The organism is Streptomyces sp. NPDC029956 (assembly GCF_055574655.1).
This window is the reverse complement of sequence record NZ_JBVHZJ010000010.1, coordinates 71,952-86,932: the sequence shown is the minus strand read 5'-3', so window position 1 is coordinate 86,932 and position 14,981 is coordinate 71,952. Positions and strand designations below refer to the sequence as shown.

Annotated in this window: 19 protein-coding genes; 11 read left to right on the top strand and 8 right to left on the bottom strand. The window is 72.2% G+C overall.

Annotated elements, in window-relative coordinates:
• Positions 1-3 precede the first annotated feature (3 nt).
• Both ACZ4XX_RS10725 and ACZ4XX_RS10720 read left to right on the top strand, forming a co-directional pair.
• The gene (locus ACZ4XX_RS10725; protein ID WP_468507576.1) at positions 4-336 is read left to right on the top strand and encodes an antibiotic biosynthesis monooxygenase family protein; all 333 of its coding nucleotides are present in this window, start codon (positions 4-6) and stop codon (positions 334-336) included.
• 60 nt (positions 337-396) lie between these two features.
• Positions 397-882: a GNAT family N-acetyltransferase gene (locus ACZ4XX_RS10720; protein WP_468507575.1), complete on the top strand. Its 486-nt coding sequence runs from the start codon at positions 397-399 to the stop codon at positions 880-882.
• Between the two features lie 32 nt (positions 883-914).
• On the opposite strand, the gene ACZ4XX_RS10715 is transcribed toward ACZ4XX_RS10720, so the two are convergent.
• Both ACZ4XX_RS10715 and ACZ4XX_RS10710 read right to left on the bottom strand, forming a co-directional pair.
• A complete protein-coding gene (locus tag ACZ4XX_RS10715) occupies positions 915-1,586 on the bottom strand; it encodes a hypothetical protein (protein WP_468507574.1) in 672 nt (223 codons plus the stop codon).
• Between the two features lie 264 nt (positions 1,587-1,850).
• The gene (locus tag ACZ4XX_RS10710; protein WP_468507573.1) at positions 1,851-3,920 is read right to left on the bottom strand and encodes an MFS transporter; all 2,070 of its coding nucleotides are present in this window, start codon (positions 3,918-3,920) and stop codon (positions 1,851-1,853) included.
• An 849-nt stretch (positions 3,921-4,769) separates the two neighbouring features.
• On the opposite strand from ACZ4XX_RS10710, the gene ACZ4XX_RS10705 reads away from it, so the two are divergent.
• The 5 genes from ACZ4XX_RS10705 (at position 4,770) to ACZ4XX_RS10685 (ending at position 9,158) form a co-directional block, all read left to right on the top strand.
• Entirely contained in the window at positions 4,770-5,504 is a 735-nt protein-coding gene (locus ACZ4XX_RS10705; RefSeq protein WP_468507572.1) for a peptidoglycan-binding domain-containing protein, read from the top strand.
• Between the two features lie 155 nt (positions 5,505-5,659).
• Positions 5,660-6,328 (top strand): HAD-IA family hydrolase, encoded by a 669-nt coding sequence (locus ACZ4XX_RS10700; RefSeq protein WP_468507571.1) that lies wholly within the window; start codon positions 5,660-5,662, stop codon positions 6,326-6,328.
• Positions 6,329-6,807: 479 nt separating this feature from the next.
• Positions 6,808-7,458, top strand: coding sequence for an HNH endonuclease family protein (locus tag ACZ4XX_RS10695; RefSeq protein ID WP_468507570.1), 651 nt, complete (start codon positions 6,808-6,810; stop codon positions 7,456-7,458).
• Positions 7,459-7,643: 185 nt separating this feature from the next.
• Positions 7,644-8,195: a DoxX family protein gene (locus ACZ4XX_RS10690; protein WP_468507569.1), complete on the top strand. Its 552-nt coding sequence runs from the start codon at positions 7,644-7,646 to the stop codon at positions 8,193-8,195.
• A gap of 333 nt (positions 8,196-8,528) precedes the next feature.
• Entirely contained in the window at positions 8,529-9,158 is a 630-nt protein-coding gene (locus ACZ4XX_RS10685) for a DedA family protein (RefSeq protein ID WP_374115485.1), read from the top strand.
• Here ACZ4XX_RS10685 and ACZ4XX_RS10680 read toward each other — a convergent pair.
• Positions 9,118-9,414, bottom strand: coding sequence for a DUF2277 domain-containing protein (locus tag ACZ4XX_RS10680; RefSeq protein ID WP_468507568.1), 297 nt, complete (start codon positions 9,412-9,414; stop codon positions 9,118-9,120). The genes ACZ4XX_RS10685 and ACZ4XX_RS10680 overlap by 41 nt on opposite strands.
• Positions 9,415-9,565: 151 nt before the next feature.
• A complete protein-coding gene (locus ACZ4XX_RS10675; protein WP_468507567.1) occupies positions 9,566-9,859 on the bottom strand; it encodes a hypothetical protein in 294 nt (97 codons plus the stop codon).
• Between the two features lie 187 nt (positions 9,860-10,046).
• Here ACZ4XX_RS10675 and ACZ4XX_RS10670 point away from each other — a divergent pair, with 187 nt between their 5' ends.
• Positions 10,047-10,805 (top strand): GntR family transcriptional regulator, encoded by a 759-nt coding sequence (locus ACZ4XX_RS10670; protein WP_468507566.1) that lies wholly within the window; start codon positions 10,047-10,049, stop codon positions 10,803-10,805.
• On the opposite strand, the gene ACZ4XX_RS10665 is transcribed toward ACZ4XX_RS10670, so the two are convergent.
• A complete protein-coding gene (locus ACZ4XX_RS10665) occupies positions 10,747-11,553 on the bottom strand; it encodes an MBL fold metallo-hydrolase (RefSeq protein WP_468507565.1) in 807 nt (268 codons plus the stop codon). The genes ACZ4XX_RS10670 and ACZ4XX_RS10665 overlap by 59 nt on opposite strands.
• A gap of 126 nt (positions 11,554-11,679) precedes the next feature.
• On the opposite strand from ACZ4XX_RS10665, the gene ACZ4XX_RS10660 reads away from it, so the two are divergent.
• A complete protein-coding gene (locus ACZ4XX_RS10660) occupies positions 11,680-12,129 on the top strand; it encodes a lamin tail domain-containing protein (protein ID WP_468507564.1) in 450 nt (149 codons plus the stop codon).
• A 260-nt stretch (positions 12,130-12,389) separates the two neighbouring features.
• Here ACZ4XX_RS10660 and ACZ4XX_RS10655 read toward each other — a convergent pair whose 3' ends face one another.
• Positions 12,390-12,950, bottom strand: a complete 561-nt coding sequence (locus ACZ4XX_RS10655; protein ID WP_468507563.1) for a DUF4231 domain-containing protein — start codon at positions 12,948-12,950, stop codon at positions 12,390-12,392.
• Between the two features lie 145 nt (positions 12,951-13,095).
• Here ACZ4XX_RS10655 and ACZ4XX_RS10650 point away from each other — a divergent pair, with 145 nt between their 5' ends.
• Positions 13,096-13,296, top strand: coding sequence for a hypothetical protein (locus ACZ4XX_RS10650; protein WP_468507562.1), 201 nt, complete (start codon positions 13,096-13,098; stop codon positions 13,294-13,296).
• A gap of 139 nt (positions 13,297-13,435) precedes the next feature.
• Here the strand turns inward: ACZ4XX_RS10650 and ACZ4XX_RS10645 are convergent, their stop codons facing one another.
• Entirely contained in the window at positions 13,436-13,996 is a 561-nt protein-coding gene (locus tag ACZ4XX_RS10645) for a flavoprotein (protein ID WP_468507561.1), read from the bottom strand.
• A gap of 132 nt (positions 13,997-14,128) precedes the next feature.
• On the opposite strand from ACZ4XX_RS10645, the gene ACZ4XX_RS10640 reads away from it, so the two are divergent.
• A complete protein-coding gene (locus tag ACZ4XX_RS10640) occupies positions 14,129-14,434 on the top strand; it encodes a hypothetical protein (protein WP_468507560.1) in 306 nt (101 codons plus the stop codon).
• On the opposite strand, the gene ACZ4XX_RS10635 is transcribed toward ACZ4XX_RS10640, so the two are convergent.
• Positions 14,388-14,906, bottom strand: a complete 519-nt coding sequence (locus ACZ4XX_RS10635) for a hypothetical protein (RefSeq protein WP_468507559.1) — start codon at positions 14,904-14,906, stop codon at positions 14,388-14,390. The two genes, ACZ4XX_RS10640 and ACZ4XX_RS10635, sit on opposite strands and share 47 nt — an antisense overlap.
• Positions 14,907-14,981: the final 75 nt, after the last annotated feature.

Here is a 14,981-nt window from a genome sequence, read left to right as displayed (position 1 = left end):
TTCATGAGCATCGTGAAGATCAACGTCCTGGCCGTACCGGCCGAGCAGCGTGAGGTTCTGGAGCAGCGGTTCGCCTCCCGGGCCGGGGCCGTGGAGGGGTCCGACGGTTTCGAGTGGTTCGAGCTGCTGCGCCCCGTCGAGGGCACCGACCAGTACCTGGTGTACACGCGCTGGCGCAGTGAGGAGGACTTCCAGGCCTGGATGAACGGTTCCATGAAGGCCGCGCACGGGGGCGGCGGCGCGGGGGGTGCCGAGGGCGAGCGGCCCAGGCCCGCCGCGTCCGGCTCCACCCTCTGGTCCTTCGAGGTCGTCCAGCAGGCGTCCCCGAAGAGCTGACCCTCCCGGCCGGGCGTCCGGGGAAAACCGGGCTGCGTCCCAGGTCGTGCGCGCCGCACAATGGCGCGCATGACCTGGAACCTCGCCGCCGAGCGCGTCGACACCGCGGACGCCACCGCCCTGCGCCGCGACTACTACGACGATGTCGCGAGCCGCTACTGGAAGCGCCCCGCGACGCGGGCGGAGATCGACGAGGGCCTGACCAACGACGGGGTCGAGCTGCTGACCCCGCCGACCGGGCAGTTCCTGGTCGCGCGGTACGAGGGCAGGCCCGCCGGGTGCGGCGGGGTGCTCCTCCTCGACGAGGACCGGGCGGAACTCACCCGCGTCTTCCTGCGTCACGCCTTCCGCGGCCTGGGCGGCGCGGGCGCGCTCCTGGGGAACCTGGAGGACGCGGCCCGAGGGCTCGGCGCCCGCAGGATGGTCCTGAACACGCGCCTGGACCTGGTCGAGGCGCGCGCCCTGTACTCCCGGCACGGGTACGACGAGATCCCGGCCTACTGCGCGGGCCCGTACATGGACATCTGGTACGGCAAGGATCTCTGACCGGCCCGCCGAGGAGGCCGGCGGGACTCCGGTCAGCGGCTCCAGACGACGACGTCGAACACGGCGCGCGTGTCGGAGGCGAGACCGGCCAGTTCCCTGACGGTCAGGCGGGCGAGGCGGCCGTCGTTCGTCGCGGCGCAGACGACCATGCCGGTCCTGAGCTCCGTCTCGGTCGAGGTGCCCAGGGTGTCGATGTCCCGTGCGCAGTCCTCGTACGAGGGCGTCTTGTTCGTCGAGTCCTTCCAGAGCAGCGCCTTGACCTCGTCCCCGGGCCGCAGCATGTGGCCGCCGAAGGGGTAGACGGAGAAGTCGTTCTGCTCGCGGATCTCGGACTCCACGGGAGGTGCGGAGTCCAGGTCCTTGTCTTCCGTGTACGTGATCACCAGGGGTCCCTGCCACGCGACCGTGCCGGCCGGCTTCGCGGGCGGGGCCGGGGAGGTCGGTGTCGCCGGGGGTGCCGACGCCTCCTGGCTCGTCGTGGCCTCCGGACTCCGCGAGGAGTCCGCGGGGGCGTCGTCGCCGCTCCCGGTCTCCGCTCCGGAGGGGGTGGCCGGGCCCGACACCGGGGTCTGTGCCTGCGGCGGCGCGGAGTCGCCGTCGTTGTCGGCGCTCACCAGGTACGTCCCGACGACGCCGATCACCGCGGCCACCAGTGTGGCTCCCGCACCGATCCAGGCGCCCCGGTGCGAGGGCGTACGCGTCACGACGATCGGCGCCGGGGCACCGTGTCCACCGCCGTGCCCGCCGCCGTAACCGTCTCCGTACCCGCCTCCGTACCCGCCTCCGTGACCGTCGTGTCCGCCGTTCGCCGGTCCGGCCGGCGGATGTCCCGGCGGCGCGGGCCAACCCTGGCCCTGGCGTGGTTGTTCGCTGTTCATCCTGCCCGCTCCCCCTGTGATGTGATCTTGAAGGGGCCAGCGTACTGAGGGGTTCTGAGTGACGGTCATACAGGGCGTGGGGAGGCACACTTACCCGTGGTGGTCGCGGGGCGGGTCGGGGTCGTGCGAGCGCTCCGCGTCCGAGCCGCTCAGCTCGGCCGTCAGTTCCTCCACGAGTTTCACCAGGTCGGTGGGCCGGTCCGGGCCCCACCAGTCGCCGAGCAGTTCGGCCAGCGACTCCTCGCGGGCCGCGTCGAGCCGGGTCGCGGCCTGGACGCCTTCCTCGGTGAGCATCAGCTGGAGTCCCTCACGGGTGACCAGACGCCGTTCCTCCACCTGCCGGGAGGCCTCCGTGATCACCTGCAGCGGCACGGGTACGTGCTCGGCGAGCCGTGCGGGTTCGACGGTGCCGTGGCGGCGGATGCGGAGCAGCAGCCAGCTCGCGGCGGGCTGCAGATCGAGCCCCGCGCGGGAGGTGATCTTCCCGTAGATCGCCCTGCGGCCCCCGCGGGAGCCGAGGACGGACAGGGCGCGGGCGCATTCGTCGTACGAGGAGCGCTCGACGGGGTCGGAGGCGAGCGTCTGGCTGGTGTCGGGCGCGGTGACCGAGGCCCGCAGCTTGTCCTCCTTGAGGAACCAGGCGACGACGAAGGCGACCAGGACGACGGGCGCCGCGTACAGGAAGACGTCGGTGATGGACGTGGCGTACGCGTGCAGGACGTCGGGGCGCAGGTCGGCCGGGAGTGCGGCGACGGTGCGCGGGTCGGCGGCGACCTGCTCGGGGCCGATGCCGGGCGGAAGGTCCTGTCCGGAGGCGGTGGCGGCGGCGAACACGTCGTCGAGTGTGCGGGTGAGCCGGCTGGTGAAGACGGTGCCGAAGACGGCGACGCCGAAGGAGGCGCCGATGGACCGGAAGAAGGTGGCGCCGGAGGTGGCGACGCCGAGGTCCTCGTACGGGACGGCGTTCTGCACGATCAGGACGAGGACCTGCATGACCAGGCCGAGTCCGACGCCGAAGACGAAGAAGCAGACGCTCATCTCCCCGGTGGTGCTGGTCTCCGTCAGCCCGTGGAGCAGGAGCAGTCCGAGGCAGGTGACGGCGGTGCCGGCGATCGGGAAGACCTTCCAGCGGCCCGTGCGGGAGACGATCTGGCCGGTGACCGTCGAGGTGATCAGGATGGCGGCGACCATCGGCAGCATGTGCACGCCGGACATGGTCGGGGTGACGCCCTGCACGACCTGGAGGAAGGTCGGGAGATAGGTCATCGCGCCGAACATCGCGAAGCCGATGACGAAGCTGATGACCGCGACCAGGCTGAACGTCCGGATCCTGAAGAGCTTGAGCGGAATCACGGGTTCGGCCGCCCGCAGCTCGACCCGGACGAACCAGACGAGGAGTACGGCTCCGAGGACGGCGAGGCCGATGATCTGCGCCGAACCCCAGGCCCAGGTGGTGCCGCCGAGGGAGGCGACGAGGACCAGACAGGTGGCGACCGAGGCGATGAGGAAGGTGCCCAGGTAGTCGATGGTGTGCCGGGTGGAGCGCACCGGGACGTGCAGGACGGCGGCGATCACGAAGAGGGCGACGATGCCGATCGGCAGGTTGATGTAGAAGACCCAGCGCCAGGAGAGCTGCTGGGTGAAGACCCCGCCGAGCAGCGGACCGAGGACGCTGGTGGTGGCGAAGACGGCGCCGAAGAGCCCCTGGTACCTGCCGCGCTCCCGTGGCGGCACCAGGTCGCCGACGATCGCCATCGACAGCACGATGAGACCGCCGCCGCCGAGGCCCTGGATCGCGCGGAAGCCGATGAGCTGCGGCATGTTCTGGGCGATGCCGCAGAGCGCGGAGCCGATGAGGAAGAGGACGATCGCGGCCTGGAAGAGTTTCTTTCGCCCGTACTGGTCGCCGAGCTTGCCCCACAGCGGGGTGGCCGCCGTGGACGCCAGCATGTAGGCGGTGACCACCCAGGACAGGTGCTCCATGCCGCCGAGCTCGCTGACGATGGTCGGCAGCGCGGTGGAGACGATGGTCTGGTCGAGGGCGGCCAGCAGCATGCCGAGGAGCAGCGCGCCGATCGCGACGAGGACGGTGCGGCGGCTCCGCTCCTCCCCGGGCGCGGGGGCGCCACCGAGACCGGAGGGGCTGACTTCCTGGGCCATGGGCGTCTCCTCGGGGCGTCGCGTCGGGCGTCCCGCCGGACGGCCCATGGGACGGCTCCTCCATCCTGGTCCGAATGTCCGGATATGGCCTGCGGAGGGTGCGGTGGTTCACCCGTCCGTTCGCCCACCCGCTCACCTGGCTGTTCACCTGGCTGTTCGCATGCCCATCCGCCTGCCTGTTCGCCCGCCCATTCGCCTGCCCGTTCGTCACGGGGGAGGGGGTGGGCTGCATAATCGCCAGCAGTTGTCTCGGGGAGGGGACCCATCATGACCGGACATGTCTGTCCTGAATGCGGTGTACAGAGACCTGGCTGCGCCTGCGCCCAGGCCGAACTGGCGGCGGCCGAGGACTTCGATCCGCTCCGGATCAGGCCGTACGTGACGCTGGACGCGCCGAAGGAAAGCGGCGCGGGGACCGGGCCGGGGGCCACGGCAGGGTCGGGGGGCGCGGGGTCGGGACCGGCGGGGTCGGGGTCGGGACCGGCGGCGGGGTCGGGGGGCGCGGGGTCGGGGGGCCTTGGCGCGTACGACTCCGGTCCGCACGGTTCCGGGGCGTACGGGGCCGATGGGTACGGGGCTGATGCGTACGGCTCCGGTGCGCACGGCTCCGGCTCGAACGGCCCCGGTACGTACGTCTCGGACGCGGAGGACCCTCCGACGGCGCCGCTGGCGGCGATCCGGCCGGACGGGGGGCCGGGCGGAGCGTCGGGCGGAGGCGTCGGCAGAGGCGCCCCCGGGGGCACCACCGGGGCCGCCTCGGGGGACGTCGGCGGCGACAGGTACGAGCCGTACGGCAGCACCGCGGGCTTTCCGGCCCAGCCCCACCCCGGGGGCGACCCCTCCGAGACCATGCCGCTGCTGCTGCGCGGCGTGGGCGACATACCCCCGCCGCCCGGCCACGGGCACGGACGGGGGGACGAGCGGGGGCGCGGGCGCCGGCGCGGTGCGCTGGTCGCTGCGGTGACCGCCGTCGCCGTGGCGGGCACCGCGGCCCTCGCGGCCGCCGTGCTGGGCGGCGGGGAGGAGCCGAACGACCGGGCGGCCGTACCGGACGTGACCACGAGCGCGTCGCTGAACCTCGGGGTGTCGGAGGCGCCGTCCCCCTCCCCCTCGTCGCAGAGCCCGGAGCCGACGTCCTCGTCCCCGACTCCGCGCGAGACGTCCGCGTCCGCGTCACCGTCGTCCACATCGCCCTCACCGACCCCCACGAGCGCGTCGCCGAGCGCCTCCGTGACCACGGGCGGCGCGGCGGCACCCCCGTCGGCCTCTTCGTCGTCGGCGCCGACCGACGCCCCACCGGCGACTCCGCAGGACACGACGACACCTCCGGCCGTGGCGCCCGGGGAGGGCGAGGAGGAGGTCGGGACCCTGAGCCTGGGCTCCTCCGGCCACGAGGTGCGGGAACTCCAGCGACGGCTGACCGCGGTGTGGGTCTACGACGGCCGCATCAACGGGCGGTACGACGAGGAGGTCCGCGACGCCGTGGCCCGCTACCAGTCGTGGCGGTACATCCCGGGCGACCCGGAGGGCGTCTACGGCCCCGAGACGCGCCGGATCCTGGAGGAGAACACCCCCGACATCTGAGCCGCGGACGGTCCGGCCCGGGTCCCGGCATGCGGACCGGTTGGCCAAGACGCCTCCCGGTTTTGTATCGTAGAAGAACAAAGTGGCCCCGCCCGCATTCCCTGACCGGTGGGCGGGACCGCTTCGTTCTCCGCACCACCCCCTCTGGAGACCCGATGCCCGCCACCACCCCGGCAACGCTCACCGCCCGCGCCCTCCTCCTCGACATGGACGGCACCCTCGTCAACTCGGACGCCGTCGTCGAGCGCTGCTGGCGACGCTGGGCGGAGCGGCAGGGCCTCGACGGGGACGCCGTGCTCAAGGTGGTCCACGGCCGCCAGGGGTACGCGACCATGGCCGTCCTCCTCCCGGACCGCCCGATGGCCGAGAACCACGCCGACAACCGCGTCATGCTCGCCGAGGAGACCGCGGACCTCGCCGGGGTCGTGCCCGTCCCCGGCGCCCCCGCCTTCATGGCCGCGCTCGCACGGCTGCCGCACGCCCTGGTGACCTCGGCGGACGAGGCTCTCGCGCAGGCCCGGATGGGCGCCGCCGCGCTTCCGATGCCGGAGACCCGGGTCACCGCCGAGCACGTCGGCGCGAGCAAGCCGGACCCCGAGGGCTTCCTGAAGGGCGCGGCCGAGCTGGGCTTCGACCCGGCGGAGTGCATCGTCTTCGAGGACTCGGAGGCCGGCATCCAGGCGGGCCGCGCGGCCGGCATGCGGATCGTGGGCGTCGGCCCGCGCGCGGCGGCCTTCGCGCCGGACGTGCACATCGCCGACCTCACCCGTCTGCGGGTCGAGCCCGCGGCCGACGGTTCGATCACGCTGACCGTACTTCCGTAGCACCCCGGGCACTTCCGGCGCCACGCCCCTCCGGTGACGCCTCCCTCTGACGCCACGCAACTCCGGTGACGCGCTCCCCCGGCGCCACGCCCCTCCGGTGACGCCTCCCTCTGACGCCACGCAACTCCGGTGACGCGCTCCTCCAGGGCCACCGGCAGAAACACCGACAGCACCATCACTAACACCCCCAGACGGGGATGCACGACGGGACGAGACCCCGGGCCGGAAGCGGCCCGGGGTCTCGTCGTACCCCCGCACGCGCCCACCGACGGCCGCTCCCGCCCCACCTCCGCCACTCCCGGCGGAATCTGTCGCTCCATCAGGACGTGCCGCACCCCTTGATGTGACGTGCCCATGTCGCCACTCTGTTACCTGGCGCACCCCCCATCGAAACCTCGCGCCGCCACGATGACCGGGCCATCGCCCGGCACCCACGGGGACGGCACCCGCCAAGGTCCCCCCACCTCAAGGGAGTTCCCATGCCCGTCGGTAACGTCTACGCGCGTCGACTCGCCGTGCTCGCCACCTCCGCCGCCCTCACCGTCACCGGCCTCCTCGCCACGGCCCCGGCCACCCAGGCCGCGATGCCCACCCCGGTCAGCGCCGCCACCGCCCGCACGTACCTGGCCGCCCTCACCGTGAAGGCGGAAGGTTCCTCCTCCGGCTACAGCCGGGACCTCTTCCCCCACTGGATCACCCAGTCCGGCGCCTGCAACACCCGCGAGACCGTCCTCAAGCGCGACGGCGTGAACGTCGTCACGGACTCCAGCTGTGCCGCGACCAGCGGCAGTTGGTACTCGCAGTACGACGGCGCCACCTGGACCGTCGCCTCCGACCTCGACATCGACCACATGGTTCCGCTCGCCGAGGCCTGGCGCTCGGGCGCCAACGCGTGGACGACCTCGCAGCGCCAGTCCTTCGCGAACGACCTGACCCGGCCGCAGCTGATAGCCGTCACGGACAACGTCAACCAGTCGAAGGGCGACCAGGACCCGGCGGAGTGGCTGCCCTCGCGGACCGCGTACCGCTGCACGTACGCCCGCGCGTGGGTGCACGTGAAGTACTACTGGAACCTCAGCGTCGACTCCGCCGAGAAGAGCGCCCTCCAGTCCGTGCTCAACGGCTGCTGAGGAAGCCACTACTGACTCTGCATCAACAGCAGCCACCGGGAAGTGAACCTGACCACACACTTCCCGGTGGCCTGATGTTGAACTTGCAAGCACTAGTGAGGGGTGCCTAACCTGACGGCCTCATCGGTTTCCGTCCCCACTCCCCGTCCACCCCACGGACGGGGCCAGGCCGAAGGAGTCCCCCCATGAACACCCCGAACAACCACAAGAATCAGCAGACTCAGCAGAGCCAGCAGAACGTGAAGGGCCCGGGCGGCGCGAGCACGCTCGCGGGCCGCCTCGACCAGTCGCAGCCGTACGCGCTGGGCCTCTTCCGCATCGTCGTCGGCCTGCTCTTCGCCTGCCATGGCGCCGCCTCGCTCTTCGGCGTCCTCGGCGGCGCGATGGGCGGCGGGACGGTCCCGGCCGGCACCTGGCCGGGCTGGTACGCCGCCGTCATCCAGCTCGGCGCGGGCGGCCTGGTGGTGCTCGGCCTGGGCACCCGGAGCGCCGCGTTCCTCGCCTCGGGCTCGATGGCGTACGCGTACTTCAAGGTCCACCAGCCGGAGTCCCTCTTCCCGCTGCAGAACGGCGGCGAGACCGCGGCCCTGTTCTGCTGGGCCTTCGTGCTGCTGGTGTTCACCGGCCCGGGCGCGCTGGCTCTCGACGGCCTCTTCCGCGGCCGGGTGGGCGCGGGTGCCACGGAGCGCGGGACGCGCGAGGAGCGCGAGGAGCAGGCCGCCCCGGTCACGGCCTGAGGCAGGACGCCGACGGCGACCTGAGACACGTCGGCCCGGCGGCCTGAGGCAGCCCGACCCGGCAGGCTGAGGTCTGAGGCAGCCCGACCCGGCAGGCTGAGGTCCGGGAGCCCCGTACCGGAGCCCCGTATCGAAGCCCCGTACCCGAGTCGCATACAGGAAAGGGCCGGACCACGCAGCACGCGTTCCGGCCCTTTCTCCTGCCCCTCCGGCCCGGAACCGGCCCCTCGCTCCGGGCACGTTCCCGCAAAGTCGCACACGTTCGCTCGGGTCCCGCGGAGCCCGGCACCCACCCGGCGGGCGGCCCCCCGCCCCCGCGTAGGCTCTGCCCCTGTGAATCTGCTCGACAGCCTTGGCTCGCTGCGGTCGCTCACCGCCGGTCCATGGATCTACCCGGTGGTGGCGACGTCGATCCTGCTCGACGTCTTCCTGCCCGTGCTGCCGAGCGGCTTCCTGGTGATCACCGCCGCCACGGCGGCGGCATCGGCCACCGCGGCCACCCCCGACGTGCCCTCCCTGCTCCCCCTGCTGCTCTGCGCGGCCACGGCCTCGGTGCTCGGCGACTTCCTGGCGTACCGGCTGGCGCTCAGGGGTGGCGCCAGGCTCGACCGGACGATCGCCCGGTCCCGGCGCCTGTCCATGGCGCAGGAACGTCTCGGCACCGCGCTGGCCAGGGGCGGCGGGCTGCTCGTCGTCCTCGCGCGCTTCGCACCGGCGGGCCGCTCGGTGGTCTCGCTGGGCGCGGGCGCGGCGAAGCGTCGCGTGGAGGAGTTCCTGCCGTGGTCGGCCCTGGCGGGCGTGACCTGGGCCTCGTACAGCGTGGGGCTCGGCTGGCTGGGTGGGCAGTGGCTGGGCGCGACGTGGTTCAGCGCGGGAGTGTCGACCCTCGCGCTGTTCCTGGCGGGCGGGCTCGCCGCCTACCTCATACGGCGTCCGGCTGAGGCTCCCGCGCCTGCCTCCTGACGGCGGGCTGCGCCGAAGGCGTCGGGTGCGCGTGATGCGCGTGGTGCGCTCCGCGTACCTCCAGGCCGTCGAGGAGTCTCGCGGTCGCGTCGGCGATCTCGTCCACGGCCCGCTCGAAGACCTCGCGGTTGTGGGCGGCGGGGGCGCGGAACCCGGAGACCTTGCGGACGTACTGCAGGGCGGCGGCGCGGATGTCGTCCTCGGTCGCCTCCTCGGGCAGCGCGGGCGGTCGGAGAGTCTTGATGCTGCGGCACATGCCTCCAGTGTGGCGCGCCCCACTGACAACCGCCGAGAGGGAAGAGCGGGGCCTCGGCCCCCGGGGCTCGGCCCCGCCTCCTGGACCTCAGGCCCCGGCCCCCGGGCCGCCGGTCGGGGGACCGTCGGCCGGGGGCCGGTGACGCGCAACCTCAGGACAGCCCCCGCCGGCTCCGCGCGTTGATCTCGGCGGCCCGGGCGCGCAGCTCGCGCAGCGGCGTGGCCGGCTGTACGTCGGCGGGCTCGGCCTCCCACTCGGCGCCGCCGTGGACGGGCCGGATCAAACAGCGTCCGGAGGGACTCCCGGAGGGACTTCCGGAGAGGCTCCCAGACGGACTTCCGGAGAGGCTTCCGGAGGGACTTCCGGAGGCGCTCCCGACGTAGAAGCCGACCCGCCCGGTGGCGGCGTCACGGACGAGGTCACCGACCTCGGGCAGTGGCTGCACGCGTCCCCTCCGTCCCGATCCCTGAAGCCTGGGGAGAACCAGAGAAGCCCTCCGCCCCCTCCCTGTCAACGTATCTCTAGAGATGTCCCCCGATGGATGGATCGGCCGGGCGGGGCGGCGTACACGTGTGCACCCTGGCCTCGGGGCGCGCCGTAGGGTGTCCGCAGATGAAGGGAGTGGTCCACCCGTGACTGACCAGGACAGCGCTCGTCGGCCCAAGTACCAGCGCATCGCCGACGAGTTGAGAACCGCGATCCAGTCGGGCGCGTTCGCGCCGGGTGACCGGCTCCCCGGTGAGAACGACCTCATGACGACCTACGCCGTGGCCCGGATGACGGCCCGGCAGGCCCTCTCCGTGCTGCGCACCGAGGGTCTCGCCGAGGCCCGCAAGGGCGCCGGGGTCTTCGTCCGGGTCTTCCGTCCGCTGCGCCGCCGGGGCATCCCGCGCCTGTCCGGCGAACAGTGGGGAAACGGGCGTTCGGTCTGGTCGGCGGACGTGGAGAACCGGGATCTGGTCGTCGACCAGATCGAGGTGGCCGAGACGGAGGCGGGGGCGCGGGTCGCGGGGGCGCTGAACCTGACGCCGGGCGCGCCCGTGTGCGTACGCAGCCGCCGTTTCGTCCTCGACGCCAAGCCCGTACTGCTGTCGGTCTCGTACCTGTCCGCGGAGTTGGTGCGCGGGACGGCGATCGCCGAGCCGGACACGGGGCCGGGCGGGACCTATGCCCGGCTGACGGAGCTGGGCCACCGGCCGGTGCGGTTCCGCGAGGAGATCCGCTGTCGGATGCCGACGGCGGACGAGTCGGACCGGCTGGCCCTGGAGTTGGGGACGCCCGTGGTCCTCATCGGCCGTACGGCGTTCACGGGGCCGGGGATGGCGGTGGAGCTCAACGAGATGACGCTGGACTCGTCGTCGTACGTCCTGGAGTACGACTTCGACGCGTGACGTCGAACCGGAGCCCGGGATCGGCGTGGGCGATGGCGCCCGCGTACGACCCGGCGGCCCGTGCGACGGCCTCCCCGGGCGGCAGCGCCGACCCCACATGGGTCAGGACGAGCCGCCCGGCACCGGCCGCGGCAGCGGTCGCGCCGGCCTGGGCCGCGGAGTGGTGTCCGGGGGTCTCCCCGTCCGCTTCGCACACGAACAGGTCGCAGTCGCGGGCGAGTTCGACGAGGGAGGGGCAGGGCTCACAGTCTCCGGAGTAGACGAGCGAACGGCCGTCCTCGTCCTCCACGCGCAGCGCGAAGGCGGGAAGGCCGTGCTCGACGGCGCGGGAGGTCAGGGTGAGTCCGCCGACGCGGGCGACGTGCCCGTCGTGCAGCTCCTGAACGGCGAACGCCTTCTCGACGGGGCTGCGTTCGGGGCCGTTGGTCAGGAACCCGGCGAGCCGGTCGGCGATCCCGACGGGGCCGAGGAGGGGCACGGGCAGGGCCGTTCCGAGTCCCGCGTAGAGCAAGGCGTAGTAGAAGGTGAGCAGGTCGGCGGAGTGGTCGGCGTGCAGGTGGGAGATCCACACCGCGTCGACGTCCCCGAGGGCCACGTACCGCTGGAGCTCGGCGAGGGTGCCGCTGCCGGCATCGACCCAGACGCGCGCCCCGCCGCCCTCGACGAGATAGCCCGAGCAGGCGTTGCCGGGCCGGGGGTAGGGGGTGGCGGAGCCGAGCACGGTGACTCGCAGGGACCTGTCGAACATGGACCAAGACTAAATTACCGCTGCGCCCACTCGCATGAAGTTGTGCGGATGAGGTGAAGAGCGTGCGTATTCTGTGTGCTCGTCGGGTCCCATCGGCGGGCTCCCGGCAGAAACTGAGGGACATTCATGCTTCGCGCACGCACGTTCGCGGCCGTGACCGCGGCCGCGGCCTCCGGCATCCTGCTGCTGCCCACGCAGGCACAGGCCGCCGGATCGGTCCACCTGTACAAGATCTACTACGACAGCCCGGGCTCGGACCGCGGCGGCAACACGAGCCTCAACGGCGAGTACGTGCAGATACGCAACACGACCGGCGCGGCGGTCAACCTGCGCGGCTGGACGCTGACGGACGCGGCGAACCACAAGTACACCTTCGGCAACCTCGTCCTCGGCAAGGGCAAGATCGTGACGGTCCGCACGGGCCGCGGCACGAACTCGTCCGCGAACGTCTACCAGAACCGCGGTTGGTACGTCTGGAACAACGACCGCGACACCGCGACGCTGAAGAAGTCGAACGGCGCGCGGATCGACACGTGCTCGTACAACTCGACGCGGGTCGACTACAAGTGGTGCTGACCCACCACGAGGGCTGATCACCACAAGGGCTGATCACCATGCCGGCGGTGCCGGCCACCACGGGGGTCGAGCACCACGCCGACGGCGCCGACCCACCACGAGGTTCGAGCACCACGCCGGACGGCCCCCTAGGACGGAGGACGGCCCCGGGAAACCCCCCGGGGCCGTCCGCGCACCCGCCTCTCCCCGGCGGTCGCCCACTTCTCCCGGGCCGCCGCCTGCTCCTCCCCCGCCGTCGCTCACTCCTCCCCCACCGTCGTCTACTTCTCCCCCGCCGCCGGCCCGGCCCCTGCCCCCGCCTCGGACTCCCGGGCGGCCGGAATCCCGTGCTGCTGGACGTCGGAGTTCACCTGCCCGCCGAGGGTCATGACGTTGAGGGTCGCGGAGTTCTCGTTGGCGATGGCCTTCTCGACCCGGGCGACGAGCGTGGAGAACGCCTCCCGCTTCGGCAGGTTGTGGTACGGCCCGACCTTGGTCTCGAAGTAGACCCGCTCGTGCCCGAGGAGCTGCTCGGTGGACCGGTAGTTCTTCCACTGCTCGCGGTACCGGTAGACGCTCTCCAGCGACACGGCGGCGACCACCACGACGCTCAGCACGGTGGCGGTGACCCGCGCGAAGGCCAGATCCAGATTCACGAACACGGGCACGAGCGCGCCACCGACGACGGAGACGGTCCGCATCCGCAGATGCATCGCCTTCATCCGGGTCGCCTTGGCGTCGTACCAGCCCTGGTACTGACAGAGCCTCGTCTCGATGTACCGCTGCGGCGTCATCTCGCCGCCCTGCGCCCCGGGTCCGGGCGCGTCCCCCACCTCAGCCATGCGGCGAGTACACCGGCCCTGCCAGGTCCCCGTCAACTCTTCACCCATTCCCCCACAGCCCCCCGCAAGGTAGGTTCAACCACCGTCGACGCGCCGTCGACCAACCTTCAACTCGCCTTCACTCACGAAAACTTCAGGGGGCCCCGTGCAGCCGCAGTCCCACCTCGCCCACCCGACGACCGCCACCAAGGCCGTCATCGCCCTCGTCGCCCTCGCCGCGGCCGCGCTGGCCACCCTGGCGGCCCACACGACCGCCGACACCACCTCGGCCAGCAACCGCGAGACGGGCACGGTGAAGGTGGAGGCCAGTGCGGGCGACAAGAAGGTCGAAGTCATCAAGGCCTGACGCCCGCCACCCCACCGCCCGGCCCGGAACAGGACTCACGGCACGAAGAGGCCCCTCGCCCCGACGGGCGAGGGGCCTTCTCCCTCAGACGGGCTCGGACGGTCTACGGGTCTTCGCGCCTCCGAGCCGGATCGGCTCGTCACTCATGCCGATCGCCGCGCGCCGGATCGTACGACCCGGCACCGACGGCTGCGAGCGCCACACCCCACGGGTAGGCGACCGGGGCGCCGGACTCGTGCGGCACGAAGCCGCCCTCCCCGTAGAGGACGGTGACGCCGGCCCCGCGGAGCGTCTCCACCGACCGCTCGAACGCGGGGTGCTGCACGTACGCCGAGTTCACACACGGCATCGTCACGAGGGGAATCCGCTTCCCGATGCCCTCGGCCGCCACGCCGACGACGAACTTGTCCGTGATCCCGAGCGCCCACTGATTGATCGTGTTGAACGTGGCGGGCGCCAGCAGGACGGCGTCCGCCGCGGGCCACACATCGGGCTGGCCGGGCAGCTTGTAGTCCCAGCGGACGGGATGGCCCGTGAGAGCCGCGAGGCCGTCGAGGGAGTCACCGAGCCAGCGCGCAGCGGTGGGAGTGAGGCCGAGACAGACGTCCCAGCCGTCGGCCTGTGCGTCCTCGATGACGTGGGCGATGTCGAAGACGGGCAAGGCCGCGGAGCTGAACAGGTACAAGGTCCGAGTGCGCATGCACCCATCCGATCACACACGACCGCGCGCGCCCGGGGCGGTGCCGGGGGCATGCTCAGCACCCGCTCGGCCGAACGACATCCGAGCCGAGACACACGGGCGGATCGCGGGCGCCACGGCTACCGTGCGGGCATGAAGCGCGGCCGGAAGCACTGGCGGGACGGGTTCGGCACACCGAGGACGTTCGTCCTGTACCGCACGCCCGATGTGTGGCGCTACGCCATGTACTTCTCCGGCGCCGTCGTCGACGGCTGCCTCCCCCGGCCCGGCGCCGACAGCGACCCGGCCGAGGCCCGGACGGCCTCACACGACAAGGCAGAGCAGCTGGCCGGCCGACCACTGGCGATCTCGCGGGAGGCGAGCGACGAACCAGGTTGGTGGACGGGAACCATCACGCCCGAACCCGCGGGCCTGACAGTCGACTCCACTGCGGGTTGACGGGCGCCGCGGCAGCAGACGTTCCCGCCGAGGACGCGGTCAACAACGCTGCCGCCGCTCGTAGATCGTGTTCCCACGCCGGGAGTTCGTCCGGTCCGATCCATTCGCTGTACTCCGCTGCGACGGAGAGGAACCGCGTCTCGTCCTGGGTGCGAGCCGCGACGGTCATCGAAAGCCGGTCGCCCACTTCCTGGGGACTGAGCCCACCTCGCACGAGACCGACTGCGAGGCTCACGAGAAGACGTCGGCCGGCCGTCTCCTCGTCAGGAAGAGGCACGCCGAGTTCACTCAGGGCCTGGACGTAGAGCTCGCGGATCTCGGTCGCATCGCTCTGCCGCGGCAGGCCGGCCAGCTCACGCAGGGAAGGAGAGTCGTGCCCGTCGACGAGCGCGTGGGCAGCGAGCATCGGAAGCTCCTCGGAGTGGAGCACCTCAGCCACGTACCGCCACGCACTGTCCTGCAACCGGTCCATGACGGCCATCGTGGAGGGCGCGAGCCGTCGTGGCCAGCAGATTTCCGTTCGGTCCGGACGCATCAGCGGCTTCCC

What these genes read in the sequence shown, in the direction of transcription:
- ACZ4XX_RS10725 (WP_468507576.1), top strand. Translation starts at nt 4, where the DNA reads ATGAGCATCGTGAAGATCAACGTCCTGGCCGTACCGGCCGAGCAGCGT.
- ACZ4XX_RS10720 (WP_468507575.1), top strand. Translation starts at nt 397, where the DNA reads ATGGCGCGCATGACCTGGAACCTCGCCGCCGAGCGCGTCGACACCGCG.
- ACZ4XX_RS10710 (WP_468507573.1), bottom strand. Translation starts at nt 3,920, where the DNA reads ATGGCCCAGGAAGTCAGCCCCTCCGGTCTCGGTGGCGCCCCCGCGCCC.
- ACZ4XX_RS10705 (WP_468507572.1), top strand. Translation starts at nt 4,770, where the DNA reads ATGCCGCTGCTGCTGCGCGGCGTGGGCGACATACCCCCGCCGCCCGGC.
- ACZ4XX_RS10700 (WP_468507571.1), top strand. Translation starts at nt 5,660, where the DNA reads ATGCCCGCCACCACCCCGGCAACGCTCACCGCCCGCGCCCTCCTCCTC.
- ACZ4XX_RS10695 (WP_468507570.1), top strand. Translation starts at nt 6,808, where the DNA reads ATGCCCGTCGGTAACGTCTACGCGCGTCGACTCGCCGTGCTCGCCACC.
- ACZ4XX_RS10690 (WP_468507569.1), top strand. Translation starts at nt 7,644, where the DNA reads ATGAACACCCCGAACAACCACAAGAATCAGCAGACTCAGCAGAGCCAG.
- ACZ4XX_RS10680 (WP_468507568.1), bottom strand. Translation starts at nt 9,414, where the DNA reads ATGTGCCGCAGCATCAAGACTCTCCGACCGCCCGCGCTGCCCGAGGAG.
- ACZ4XX_RS10665 (WP_468507565.1), bottom strand. Translation starts at nt 11,553, where the DNA reads ATGTTCGACAGGTCCCTGCGAGTCACCGTGCTCGGCTCCGCCACCCCC.
- ACZ4XX_RS10660 (WP_468507564.1), top strand. Translation starts at nt 11,680, where the DNA reads ATGCTTCGCGCACGCACGTTCGCGGCCGTGACCGCGGCCGCGGCCTCC.
- ACZ4XX_RS10655 (WP_468507563.1), bottom strand. Translation starts at nt 12,950, where the DNA reads ATGGCTGAGGTGGGGGACGCGCCCGGACCCGGGGCGCAGGGCGGCGAG.
- ACZ4XX_RS10645 (WP_468507561.1), bottom strand. Translation starts at nt 13,996, where the DNA reads ATGCGCACTCGGACCTTGTACCTGTTCAGCTCCGCGGCCTTGCCCGTC.
- ACZ4XX_RS10640 (WP_468507560.1), top strand. Translation starts at nt 14,129, where the DNA reads ATGAAGCGCGGCCGGAAGCACTGGCGGGACGGGTTCGGCACACCGAGG.
- ACZ4XX_RS10635 (WP_468507559.1), bottom strand. Translation starts at nt 14,906, where the DNA reads ATGGACCGGTTGCAGGACAGTGCGTGGCGGTACGTGGCTGAGGTGCTC.